The organism is Enterobacter sp. SCRI0065, assembly GCF_059766475.1.
Genome location: NZ_JCBAJB010000017.1, coordinates 1 through 12,137, shown reverse-complemented (window position 1 = coordinate 12,137; position 12,137 = coordinate 1). Strand labels below are relative to the sequence as shown.

Annotated in this window: 13 protein-coding genes and 1 pseudogene; 3 read left to right on the top strand and 11 right to left on the bottom strand. The window is 51.5% G+C overall.

From position 1 onward, the window contains the following. Window positions 1-24 precede the first annotated feature (24 nt). The 10 genes from AC6EMZ_RS22565 to AC6EMZ_RS22520 form a co-directional block, all read right to left on the bottom strand. Window positions 25-447, bottom strand: a complete 423-nt coding sequence (locus AC6EMZ_RS22565; protein WP_498405069.1) for a DUF1380 family protein — start codon at window positions 445-447, stop codon at window positions 25-27. 53 nt (window positions 448-500) lie between these two features. Continuing rightward, a complete protein-coding gene (locus tag AC6EMZ_RS22560) occupies window positions 501-722 on the bottom strand; it encodes a YubE family protein (protein ID WP_498405068.1) in 222 nt (73 codons plus the stop codon). Beyond that, on the bottom strand, window positions 719-1,411 hold the full coding sequence (locus AC6EMZ_RS22555) for a DNA methylase (RefSeq protein ID WP_492490411.1): 693 nt from the start codon (window positions 1,409-1,411) through the stop codon (window positions 719-721). The genes AC6EMZ_RS22560 and AC6EMZ_RS22555 overlap by 4 nt, the downstream gene beginning before the upstream one ends. Before the next feature lie 491 nt (window positions 1,412-1,902). Beyond that, entirely contained in the window at window positions 1,903-2,121 is a 219-nt protein-coding gene (locus tag AC6EMZ_RS22550; RefSeq protein ID WP_498405067.1) for a hypothetical protein, read from the bottom strand. A 7-nt stretch (window positions 2,122-2,128) separates the two neighbouring features. Then, entirely contained in the window at window positions 2,129-2,398 is a 270-nt protein-coding gene (locus tag AC6EMZ_RS22545; protein WP_498405065.1) for a hypothetical protein, read from the bottom strand. Window positions 2,399-3,016: 618 nt separating this feature from the next. Continuing rightward, window positions 3,017-3,985, bottom strand: coding sequence for a ParB/RepB/Spo0J family plasmid partition protein (locus AC6EMZ_RS22540; protein ID WP_498405064.1), 969 nt, complete (start codon window positions 3,983-3,985; stop codon window positions 3,017-3,019). Next, window positions 3,985-5,151: a plasmid-partitioning protein SopA gene (gene sopA, locus AC6EMZ_RS22535; RefSeq protein WP_181828083.1), complete on the bottom strand. Its 1,167-nt coding sequence runs from the start codon at window positions 5,149-5,151 to the stop codon at window positions 3,985-3,987. The genes AC6EMZ_RS22540 and sopA overlap by 1 nt, the downstream gene beginning before the upstream one ends. A gap of 605 nt (window positions 5,152-5,756) precedes the next feature. After that, on the bottom strand, window positions 5,757-6,629 hold the full coding sequence (locus tag AC6EMZ_RS22530) for a RepB family plasmid replication initiator protein (RefSeq protein WP_498405063.1): 873 nt from the start codon (window positions 6,627-6,629) through the stop codon (window positions 5,757-5,759). A gap of 478 nt (window positions 6,630-7,107) precedes the next feature. Next, a complete protein-coding gene (locus AC6EMZ_RS22525) occupies window positions 7,108-7,881 on the bottom strand; it encodes a site-specific integrase (protein ID WP_498405090.1) in 774 nt (257 codons plus the stop codon). Window positions 7,882-7,883: 2 nt separating this feature from the next. Further along, window positions 7,884-8,651 (bottom strand): hypothetical protein, encoded by a 768-nt coding sequence (locus tag AC6EMZ_RS22520; protein ID WP_498405062.1) that lies wholly within the window; start codon window positions 8,649-8,651, stop codon window positions 7,884-7,886. A 415-nt stretch (window positions 8,652-9,066) separates the two neighbouring features. Between AC6EMZ_RS22520 and tnpA the strand changes: the two genes are divergently transcribed. The 3 genes from tnpA to tnpC are packed head-to-tail and all read left to right on the top strand — an operon-like array spanning window position 9,067 to window position 11,397. Further along, window positions 9,067-9,465 carry an IS66-like element accessory protein TnpA gene (gene tnpA, locus AC6EMZ_RS22515; RefSeq protein ID WP_268197011.1) on the top strand — a complete coding sequence of 133 codons (399 nt, stop codon included), beginning with the start codon at window positions 9,067-9,069 and terminating at the stop codon, window positions 9,463-9,465. Then, window positions 9,462-9,809, top strand: coding sequence for an IS66 family insertion sequence element accessory protein TnpB (tnpB, locus tag AC6EMZ_RS22510; protein ID WP_042922210.1), 348 nt, complete (start codon window positions 9,462-9,464; stop codon window positions 9,807-9,809). The genes tnpA and tnpB overlap by 4 nt, the downstream gene beginning before the upstream one ends. A 49-nt stretch (window positions 9,810-9,858) precedes the next feature. Then, window positions 9,859-11,397: an IS66 family transposase gene (tnpC, locus tag AC6EMZ_RS22505; RefSeq protein ID WP_498405061.1), complete on the top strand. Its 1,539-nt coding sequence runs from the start codon at window positions 9,859-9,861 to the stop codon at window positions 11,395-11,397. Window positions 11,398-11,465: 68 nt separating this feature from the next. On the opposite strand, the pseudogene AC6EMZ_RS22500 reads toward tnpC, so the two are convergent. Next, a pseudogene (locus tag AC6EMZ_RS22500) lies at window positions 11,466-11,564 on the bottom strand (restriction endonuclease); the annotation flags it as partial. Between the last annotated feature and the right edge of the window lie 573 nt (window positions 11,565-12,137).

The following is a 12,137-nucleotide window of genomic DNA, read 5'->3' as shown; positions in this document are numbered from 1 at the left end:
GGGGGCGCCTCCCCCGGCTCGTTATCAGGCGGCCAGAGCATCCTTTAGCGTGTAGACGTCGTTTCGCGCCTCCCTTACCGATTGCGGCTCTGACCGGCCGGCTTCCCATGCCTGCCCGGCCCGGTGCTCCAGTTCGCACTCATAATCCCGCAGGACGCGGGAAAGGAGTGCCGCCGGCACGCTGACCAGCCGGTTTGCCGCTTCGCGCTGGCGGATCAGGAGGTCGCTGACAGACTGATTTGTGACACCCTCCCGGCGATAATCTGCCATTTTCATCGCGCCAATCACCTTCATTACGGCGCGGATTTCAGTTTCATCCGGGCCAGGCAGGGCTTCACGGCAGGCGGTATTGATCCCCTCCTCCGTCCAGATCAGCAGGGTTAGCGGTTCGTCAAAAGTGAACATGTTTTCAAGCTGCACACACAATTCTTCGCGGGTTCCGTACATTGTTTTTCTCTCTTGTCGGGGTTAACAGACCGGGCTTTCGCCCGGCAGGTCGGTCAGTCCTGAAAGGTTTCATCCAGTACCAGGGCCTCACGGTACGCCTCCAGTAACAGGGCGTTGATCCGCCGCAGGGTCTGTGCGGCCATACGTTCGGCCAGGGTGGCCGCTTCATGCCGGTGCGGTGATTCGAGACGGTTCAGCAGCATCCTTACATCACACATGGCATTACTGAACGCGGCGACGTCAGCGCGCAACGCTTCAAGCCCCGGATAGTTCATGCCGCCTCCGGATAATCGGGATAAAACGCGCCGTCATTGGCCGCCGGCATTCGTCTCGCCCGCTCGACCTGAGCCAGACGGCGCACCCCGGCGGCGTGGTACTGCTCCAGCATCTCAATACCGATATACCGCCGGCTCGCTTCGGCAGCCGCCACACAGGTGGAGCCGGAGCCGGCAAACGGGTCCAGGACAATGGCACCTGGTCGCGTGAGGGATTCAATCAGCGGTCGCAGACTCTGCACCGGCTTTTCAGTCGGATGGTGATGATTGCCCGTGTATTTCCAGGGGATCACGTCCGGGATGGGGCGGTCCGGCGTCTGCGGACGGCCTTTGGCCAGCAGATAGGCGTTTTCATGGGTGTAGCCAACAAAGGTGGATTTAGAGGCATAGGTTTTGGCAAACACCACATGACCGACAATCCGGAACCCCGCCGCTTTCCAGGCACTGATAAACAGATCCGCGCGGTTCCAGGCATAGAAACTCACCATCAGACTGTCATTTTTCAGCACGCGGAACATTTCATGACAGGCAGGCTGGAGCCATTCCGCCGAGTTATCACCCGCCAGCGTGCGGCCGGAACGGTCCTTGTAGCCAACCAGATAAGGGGGATCGGTCAGAATAAAATCGACGGCGCGCGCCGGAAAACGCGACATCACCTGCACGCAGTCACCCAGGATAAAACGGGACATAGACACACTCCTCTCTGATATGCGGCACCCTGTTGCGCCGTGCCGCCACAAAAACCCGGCGAAAAGAGGAGGACGCAAGGGCGACGCCGCAAGCCGCAGCGCAAACCCTTCGCGGGCTGAATGCACCGTGAAGGGTGCGAACGGGTGAGGACGGAGACGAAGTGAATCCTTGTGGCCGGAGCGGCCGGGTTAACGTGAAGGCACGGCGCTGAAGCCCGCCGCCAGCTGGCGGCATGAAGGCAGAGGGAACCGACTTCCTTTTTTACCCGTTCAGGTAGCTGAAGCGGTCATGCGGGAGTGACAATATGCCGGTGATGATGGGTTTGCGCCTTATCTCCGTCAGTATCGGGATTACTTTCCGGATAGATGGTGAAACCCAGCAGTTGCTAATGAGAAGATCGACAATCGCCAAAAAAACAAGCAATACCATTCGATGGAGGGGATGAGATATCACCCTGCCGATTGTTTATCTCACCGGCGCTATATCGGATTTATCGCTGAGGTGCAGCACCAATACGACGTAGCGCGTGAGTGACGTCATCAAGACCAAAAGTATCCGCTGAGAGGGCAGTCTTTCCGGCCAGGCTGCAGGCTATAACGGCCACGTTCCACGACGTTATCCGCTCACGATGGAGCGACTGTAAGGCCACAACAACCAGCGTCCGGTCTTCGTCTTTCAGATCTTCAGGTTGCAGACTGTTTCCTTTCAAATTCTGTTTATCGTCCCGCCCGACGTTTAGGGGTTTTAACGTCAAACGCCAGGATAACCCCGACGCAAAGCAGCACTGCATAACAGCGCTGTAGCGCAATCGTCACCGGCAGAGAGTTGTTATCAATCAGAAGCAAAGGTACGACGGTAGCCACGCCAGCCAGTATCATCCCTCTGCCGGTCTTTTTCACCCGATCCGGCCACTGCGCTTCCGGGATATTCCGGAGGCGCAGGATACGGTGTATGCCTTGTTCTGCCGTTCGCTTAATAACTGACATGTTTTAATCTCCAAATGCGCGCCGCATATTTTTCTTTATCCCGACGGTTTGCTTACCGATGCGGGGGCGACTGACGATACTTGTTGTTCCGTCGCCAGAGCTGCAGCAGAACCCGTCTCTGTTCTTCCGGTGCCAGCCATCTGCAGGTTCAGCGCCTGTAGTTCACTGACCGAGGCAGGCGTGGCGAGGGATATAGCGCCGAAATGGCAGATGAAACGATAGGTGCTTTCTCCATCATACAACACTCAGTGGGGTGATCTTCCCAGAGCAATGATCAAGTAACTCCTTTATCAAGATGGCGGCAGTGCTCGCCGCAGTCGAATGACCGGGAGAATCCCGCGAGTGAGCGAGGAAGCACCAAAGGGGATTACTTGCATTTTCCTCTTACGCTGGGACATAACATTTTATACCCTAGTCTGACTCTCTGGGACCACGGTCCCAGTTGAGCAGTGGGACTACGGTCCCAGTTGAGAGGTGGGACCACGGTCCCAGTTGAGCGGTTGGGACCACGGTCCCAGTTGAGCGGTTGGGACCACGGTCCCAGTTGAGCGGTGGGACCACGGTCCCAGTTGAGTGGTTGGGACCACGGTCGAATTCAACTATATGGACGGTTCCGAGTTATCTCGCTTCTGACTTTACTAATTGCTTTAGAATCTCTTCCATCTGTTCAATGCATTGTTCAGGAATCTTTGCCCGATCCAGACTGAACACAACCTTGTTGCCTTTATATTGAGCGATGGCACCGGGTACGAATTCTCGTTTTATCGGTGCAACCAATGTTGTGCTCTTTGAGGCTTTAACTACTTCAGTCAATGTCTGAATAATGTCTTCCGTTTCAAAGACGATCCCGTTTTTACGTTTTTCTGTTAAGTCATCTATTTTGCCAAGTAGTGACGCTTCATATTCACTGAAAAGGCGGCTTAAATTATCACCGGCTCGGGCAGAAAGTTCACCAGGATGTGAGAAGAGGGCGATCAACTTGCGTGGAAGCTTCGACGTGTTGATACAGCGTGTAATAATCTTGCGAGAGATATTTTCGGCATCAGCCAATGCCGAAATATTACCTTTAAATTCATTATCAAGACGGAGCGAGTAACGCTTTCCTCTCTCATATGCACTTGTAGGTCGATAATCGTTACCAGTCTTACACAACGAATTCATCTGCTCATCATCAAGATCGCCAATTAGAATCCGATATTCACTTGAGGTTAGAATAGCCGTCATACGACGGCGGCTTCCATCAGCAACTTCAATTACACCATTGCATTTTCTTCCGAACGCAGGATTCTGTTGTCCAGTCAGCAGGAATGAAGGAATGAGATCATCAAGTGCATCCTCAGTGAGAAACTCCTGATCACGTTCATTACCAGCCCAGACATTTGTCGACTTTTCAACTGCATTGCCCGGTATTGTTTCCAGAACAAATCTCACATCACGGCCACAAACGGGGAGGGTGATGGTATTCCCTTTTGCCATTGCTCCAACTCGAGCAATAAGGGAGTCAACCATTGGAGCTGCAGGCGTAGATGCTGGTTCTGCTGGAACGAGCACAGGAGAGGATTTCGGTATAATTGGTGCGCGTTTCATTAGCGAATCTCCCAGCGAGGTTTGATCAGACGATCGAATATTTCGTTACAAACAGGCTCCCAGATTGCGAGTGCATTTCGCCAGGCTCCAGTTGATGATCGCTGATCGATGGCTTGTTCAAATACTGTGCGCATTCGAATTTGCCCTTTTCCCACTTCATCTGTTTCGCGAACAACATTTTTGAGAACCATACTACCCCAGGCATCACGAATCTGTTCTTCCATCCACGGGGATTGTGAGCCATTGTTATTACTATATTTTGTAAGAAGAATTCTTACATCAGGCTCGAATCCCTGAAGGTCTACGTTCTTTAAAAGGTCGCGCAGCATATCAAAAAATTGTAGTGCTGAAGTGTAATCGAAGAGCTCTGCAGGGGTAGGGATGATCAATACATCAGCCGCACAGACAACATTAATCGTGCCAATACCAAGGTTAGGTGCGCTATCGATTACAACAACATCATAATCCTGAGCAACGGTTTCTATGGCCAGACGAAGCATCATGTGAGGTTCAGTGGGCAATTTACCTTCGTCATAACGCCCCATGAGTTCTGTTTCGATGCGATGTAATGCCAAGCAAGAAGGAATAATATCCAGGCCTGGCCAGCATGTAGGCTTTATAGCGTATGAAGCATCGTCACGCTCTCCCAGATAGAATGGGAGTAAAGTATCTTCGGCATGAATATGCAAATCTGGAACCCAACCATGGTACATCGATGCTGTACCCTGAGGATCATTACCTTCTACAAGAAGAACACGAAGTCCTTTTAAAGCTAGGTCTTGAGCCAGGTGTACAGAGACAGAAGTTTTATAAACGCCACCTTTATGTGCAGCTACGCCAATGACGGGAGGAACACTTTCGCCTGGGCGACGAAGACGTGTACCAAACACATCCCGCATATGATTAATTTGTTCAATTGTATAGCCAACGCGCTGCTCGACCCGTCCACGCATTTCCATATCAGGGTGGGGGAGACGACCAGCTTTCTCTGCATCGCGAATGGCTTGTGATGAAACACCAATCAGATCAGCAGCCTCACCAACGCGCCAACGACGAGTAATTTTCCTTGCCTCTGGGCTGTCATCATTAAATTGAGCAACAGCAATAGCCTTTGTCATTTCATGACCAGCGGCTATGCATTGATCAAGAGTATTCATTAATCCCATCGTATATTCCTTACAGTCAACTTTTCATAATTATATTAAATCTTGATAAATGAAGCAAAGCAACACTAATAATGCAAACCATGTCAAAATTTGCAAAGTTGGTCAAAAAACGTCTTCCTGCACACACACAACATGGCTAATACGGGTATAGGAAGAGCAGAAATGAAAGTTATAGATCAATGACCAGAAGAAAAGACACCAGTTCAAAGGGAGCTGAAGCGGGAATTTTACACTTATCAAAAAGGGAGCTGGAGAGGGAATGTATCCCCCAAACTTAGGGGAGTTGTAGAGGGAAATAATGAAAATAAAAAGAAGCTACAACGGGAGTTTTTTTACAGTGATGTACAGCGGGTAACTTGCTTAAGCCAAAGTGACCTAATAAGGGAAAGCGAGCTCAAAGAAGGGAGTTGTAGCGGGCAGCCGGGGATATGAGCACGGAATTACAGATCCAAAGGGCTATTTTTCCCGCTGGAGGTCACTATGGATTTGAAATCTTCAGCTGAAAATAAACCAATCCTTCTCTAGCCCCCTTTTACCGTCAGGATCCTCCCGCTTCAGCTCCCCTTTATATATTTTCGTAACCCTCTACAGGTCACGTTTTCCCGCTACAAGTCACCAGGTTTCAAGGTAGGGTTTCTACTAAGAACGCGCACCATCGTTTCACGCCCTTCTTTTTTAAGAAGATAATCCAAGTAGCCAATTCTTTTGAGCTTTTCAAGAGCAGCGCGGATAACCTTATTCTGATCACTAATTCGGTTGGTTAGCATTAAACGAGCTCTCAGTCTGGTAAACGAGATATCCGCAGGGCGCTCTGGGAGACTGGCCAAATAGGTGTAGAGCGCCTGGGCCGCCTCCTGCCGCGGTAGAGCATTCAGCGGCTTCTTACGCAATAGAGTGAGGTAATCTGCCCTATACAGCTCCCACAACTTGCTATCAGCCTCAAGTTCGATGGTATCTTCGTCTGAGTTGAAACGCCCGGTTTTCAATAACCCGGTGACGTATGCCCCTTTTGAGCCGATAGTGCTCAGTGTAATGGTCTTGCCTCGAATACGCGTCAGGGAGTCACGAATGTTTCCGCGGAGCCTAGAGTCCAGTCGTTTCGACGGTATCTGGCATAACCCTGCAAACTCATGAAATGAAAGGGTGATTGCATTACTGGCAATGCCGTATTTTGAGAACGCGTGGATAATTCCCATCCAAACCTTTAAATCTGTAGAGAGGTTAAGTCTAGGCCCGGTAATGATGATCTTCGTATAGCCTTCAGATCTGGACAGCTCTAAGGACGACAATATCTCACTAGCGTCAATGGCATCGCCAGCATCACCACTTTTATTTGTAGGAACAAAGATACCCAAACGCATCAAGGCTGCTGGTTGAACGCTCGAATTGCTGGTAACTGTTAATGTTTTTCCTTCTCCCTCATCTGAATCAGGAATCGCATCCGGAAAGAAGTATATGTTTTTGTTAGAATTATCCAACTTATCCACCTTGTGAATAATTTATTCAAAAAAGCAGGATCTTTTCCCGCTACAGCTCCCTATTTTTCCCACTTTAACTCCCTTTTATCCCGCTGCAAATCACTTTTTTCCCTTCACAACTCCCTTTTCACCCGCCATAACTCCCTAACTTCCCGTTTCAACTCCCTTTCATCCCTCCACAGCTCCCCTATTCCATCTCTGAAGGCAGACAGGACAAGGCTCTCAGCGATCGGGGATCTGTTTGGTTCTGTTTGGTTCTGTTTGGATCCGATCAGGATCTAATTCGGATCTTAAAACTTGGATCTTTCTACTGTATATGTGAATAACTATTTGAGGCTGGTTAATTTGCAATACAGTTGAACTACGTAAAATCAGGCCAGGTACACCTCTCAACCTTGCTGTCATTCGCGTAGCGCAATTTCGATAGACCTGATTCTAAACAGTTTCGTTACTCTGATATCCGAAGCGATAAAATTTCTTACCTGATTTTCAACATTGCTACAGCTTCAGTACCCGGCATCAAAAACTGAACCCGATGACGGGCAGCCACATCGAGCGCAAACACCTTCGTATACACTTCTGTCGAGCTGACCGATTTGTGCCCCATCAGGCTCTGCAGCACCTTCAGCGGAATACCGGCGTAGAGCATGTGCATCGCATAGCTGTGGCGAAACGTATGCGGCGTCACCGGCACGGAGAACGTCACGCCATCGGCGGCTGCCGCTTCAACCGCTTCACCCAGCCAGGTCCGGACCGTGCGGTCAGTGATCTCCCAGATACGCGCCTTCTCTGTCTTGCCGGTTCGCTTGTTGCGGCGCTCCAGCGGGATCTTCAGGGTGGCCACCATCGTCTCCAGTTGGCTGACATAGTTCGCATCGGAAAGCGGGACCAGCCGGTGCGCCTGGCTGCCGGCGGGAGATCGCCCCGCCGTTCTGGCCGCTTTCTCCGTTCGCTGCTTGAGGGTGGCCAGCTGAACGAATGGGTAGGGCGCTACCAGCGAAAAATCCCCCCGCGTCAGCGCCAGCGCTTCGTTAATGCGCGCGCCGGTGTTCCAGAGCGTCGCCAACAGCATTTGGCGGTGTAGATCCGGTATATAGTGGAGCAGGGCGCTGATTTCCGGCGCCAACAGGTATTTCGGCAGTTCGTCCTGAACAAGGGCCATCTGGCGCAGGGCGAGGGCCGCGGGATAATCGATGGCCACTGGCAGCTGTAAGGAATGTCCCAGGTGAGAAACAGCCGGAAGGGATGACATTATCATGATGGTGTTCCTGCAGGGGCTGAATCATTATTACCGGACTGTTTCCGGATATGAAACGCCGCTATCGCGCGCTGATTAAGGATAGTTATCTTGGCCCGACGTTTACGCTCCTGCCGCCAGATCGACCAGAGAGCTGGCTGTGCCGACCAGGGCGTTGCATCGAGGCGGGTTGCAGGGAGTTGTGCGAGGTTTCTCAGCCGCCGGGAAAGAATAATTGTTTTCAGCCCAAGCCAGGCATACTGATAGCGACGCTCATAAAACGTATCAGAATAGTCAGGCGGATCATCATGTTCAGCTGCTGAACTGACAGCCCTGTCAGCACCGTTCTGCAATACGGGCAACTCGCGGATACGGTACATAAGATGGCGTGGCAGGACTCGCCAGTCACCTGAGATAGCACTAAGACTGAGGTCTTCCGGTACCACTGAAAATCGGGTAATACCGTCACGATCTTCATAACCGGCATCCGTGGCAACTCTTACACAGTGCTCAGCGAAACGTTCAAGGTGGAAGACCAGCTCCGTGGTGATGTAAAGAAGTTCTTTCTGCTGTTTATCCTCAGACAGTTGCTGCTCATGGCGCAGTCGCTCCGCTGCCGCAGTCGCTTCTCGTTCCCGGGCGTAACGGTGATTCACCCTGCTCACCAGTAAAGCCACGCCGCCAGCCAGTACACCACCGGCCAGGGTTGATATCACCGGCATCCATGCAGAAAAACCCTGCACAACTGCTTTAACTTGTTCTGAATCTGTCATGACATCTGACATGATTGTTCCTTATTGTGAAATCCCACCATAAATCATAATGATCATGGCCCCCTGCGAACTTTCTTCTTAATGCCTTTAGGCTTAGGAAGTTTTGCCAATTGGCCCTCGCACAGCGAAATCCGAATGCACTGTTCCTCTATACGGGCCGATATGTGAGTAATGTTAGTGCTGTTCTGCGTATTTCCTGTCGGACGGGGGCGCGGTAGCAGAATCCATTCCTGAGCATCCTCATCCCATTCAGCAACTTCCTCACCTTTTGAGTTCAGAATCAGAAAATACTCATCGCCATTGCTGTCTTTAGTCTTCCGTAAATACACATCTCCATATTCCATATGTAAGCGTCGTCCCAGCACCGTCTGGTAGATCCTGAAATTCCTGAGAGGATAGTGGACACTAAATATGGCGGACACTATCCATGAAATCATTAACCACAGTGCGTAAAAAAAGCCCTAATTATCCCGTTGAGTTCAAAATCAAAATGGTTGAACTCTCACACCGACCAGAGATCTCCGTAGCACAACTCGCACGTGAGCATGGGATCAACGACAACCTGCTGTTCAAGTGGCGCCAGTACTGGCGTGAAGGAAAACTCCGACCTCCTGCAACAACAGAGAATCGCGTGCCTGAGCTGCTGCCGATAACGCTTGATGCTGAAGATGTCCCTGCAATGTCCACCCGGTCACAGCCTGTAACGGCGGTACCTGAATCACTCAATATCAGCTGTGAAGTGACGTTTCGGCACGGTTCACTCCGTCTGAATGGAGCCATCAGCGAAACTATTTTGAACCTGCTGATACAGGAGCTCAAACGGTGATCCCACTACCATCAGGAACCAAGATCTGGTTGGTCGCCGGTATCACCGATATGCGAAACGGCTTCAACGGCCTCGCCGCAAAGGTGCAGACAGCGCTGAAAGATGATCCGATGTCGGGCCACGTCTTCATCTTCCGGGGCCGCAGCGGCAGCCAGGTCAAACTGCTGTGGTCTACCGGTGACGGGCTGTGTCTGCTGACCAAACGGCTGGAGCGCGGCCGCTTCGCCTGGCCGTCAGCCCGTGATGGCAAAGTGTTCCTGACGCCGGCGCAGCTGGCGATGCTGCTGGAAGGTATCGACTGGCGTCAGCCTAAACGGTTGCTGACCTCCCTGACCATGCTGTAAATCTCTTTATCCTGGTTGTCACTGAATAAGCCTGGTAAAATGCGGGCTTATGAACGACACCTCTCCTGACGACATCCTTCTACTGAAACAGCGCCTGGCCGAACAGGAAGCGCTGAACCGTGCTCTGCTGGAAAAACTGGCCGATCGTGAACGCGAAATAGACCACCTGCAGGCGCAACTGGACAAGATGCGTCGGATGAACTTCGGCAGTCGTTCCGAAAAGGTATCCCGCCGTATCGCACAGATGGAAGCCGATCTGAACCGGCTGCAGAAAGAGAGCGATACGCTGACCGGTCGGGTGGATGACCCGGCAGTACAGCGCCCGCTGCGTCAGACCCGTACACGTAAACCGTTCCCCGAATCACTCCCCCGTGACGAAAAGCGACTACTGCCTGCGGAGTCGTGCTGCCCGGACTGCGGCGGTTCGCTGAGTTATCTGGGCGAAAATACCGCCGAACAGCTGGAGCTGATGCGCAGCGCCTTCAGGGTTATCCGGATGGTGCGGGAAAAACATGCCTGTACTCAGTGCGATGCCATCGTGCAGGCTCCGGCGCCTTCCCGGCCCATCGAGCGGGGGATCGCCGGACCGGGGCTGCTGGCCCGCGTGCTGACCTCGAAGTATGCAGAGCACTCGCCGCTATATCGGCAGTCAGAGATATACGGCCGGCAGGGTGTGGAGCTGAGCCGCTCACTGCTGTCGGGCTGGGTGGATGCATGTTGCCGGCTGCTGTCCCCGCTGGAAGAGGCGCTTCAGGGCTATGTCCTGACCGACGGCAAACTCCATGCCGATGACACCCCGGTCCAGGTGCTGTTGCCGGGCAATAAGAAGACGAAAACCGGACGGTTGTGGACGTATGTTCGTGACGACCGCAACGCCGGTTCAGCGCTGGCACCGGCGGTCTGGTTCGCCTATAGCCCGGACAGAAAAGGCATCCATCCGCAGACCCATCTTGCCGGCTTCAGTGGTGTGCTGCAGGCGGATGCGTACGCCGGGTTCAACGAGCTGTACCGCAATGGCCGGATAACGGAAGCCGCCTGCTGGGCTCATGCCCGTCGAAAGATCCACGATGTGCACGTCCGCACCCCGTCAGCGCTGACGGAAGACGCCCTGAAGCGTATCGGCGAGCTGTACGCCATAGAGGCGGATATAAGGGGAATGCCGGCGGAGCAGCGGCTTGCTGAACGTCAGCGAAAAACGAAACCGCTGCTGAAATGCCTGGAAAGCTGGCTGCGTGAAAAGATGAAAACGCTGTCGCGACACTCAGAGCTGGCGAAAGCGTTCGCGTACGCACTTAACCAGTGGCCGGCACTGACGTACTATGCGGACGATGGCTGGGCCGAAGCAGACAATAATATCGCTGAAAATGCCCTGCGGACGGTCAGTCTGGGTCGTAAAAACTTCCTGTTCTTCGGCTCTGACCATGGTGGTGAGCGGGGAGCGCTGCTGTACAGCCTGATCGGGACGTGCAAACTGAACGGCGTGGATCCAGAAAGCTACCTTCGCCATGTACTTGACGTCATAGCTGACTGGCCGGTCAACCGGGTCAGCGAACTGCTACCCTGGCGCATCACACTGCCAACTGAATAACACCTCCCCGTCAATACGGCTCTCGCTGTACGCTTACTGTTCTGATGCCACTTGGACTCCATCATCTAAAACTGATCATTGAGCCGGAAACTGCCGTCAATCTGTTCGCTGGTATTTCGGAAGGAGGAACGGGGCGCAAGCTTAAAGGCACTGAACAGTTTAGCAAGCAGAAATACTCAATTTCTGTCGTTTTATTATATTGAATGCAGTGTGGAAAATCACGGAGCGATTTCTATCAGGATGTGTTCGTCTTAATGGCTAAAAATCTGAAGCTAGAGGAATATCGACGACAACATCATTCAGCTGGATCTAAAAAAATACGTGGAACTAAAATGGTTTTATTTACTCTGGAATTTATACTTGTTAGTAATAGATTTTATTCATGATAAAGTGCTTTATTATTCTTAGTGTTTATGAATGAGATATAGCGATACCCGTCGAAGTTAATTCATCCACAAAAAATATTATTTTTCAAAGGGTTTGCCTATTTTATGAAAGCAATTATACTTTTGGGAGGAAGGAGGTATAAATCGTCAGCCTTGACAAGGAGAAAATGATATTATTTATTATTAATAGGTGAGATATGAACTATCTTGAATGTGTAAAGCCACTAAAAAATATATCTAAAATAATAAAGTCTCTCAAGCCTCATAGCGATAAAATTTTTTTAATGACAGGGCAGAAATTGAACTGGATTGATTCTGAAGTTAGCTATATTTATATACTGGACGAAGGCGGCC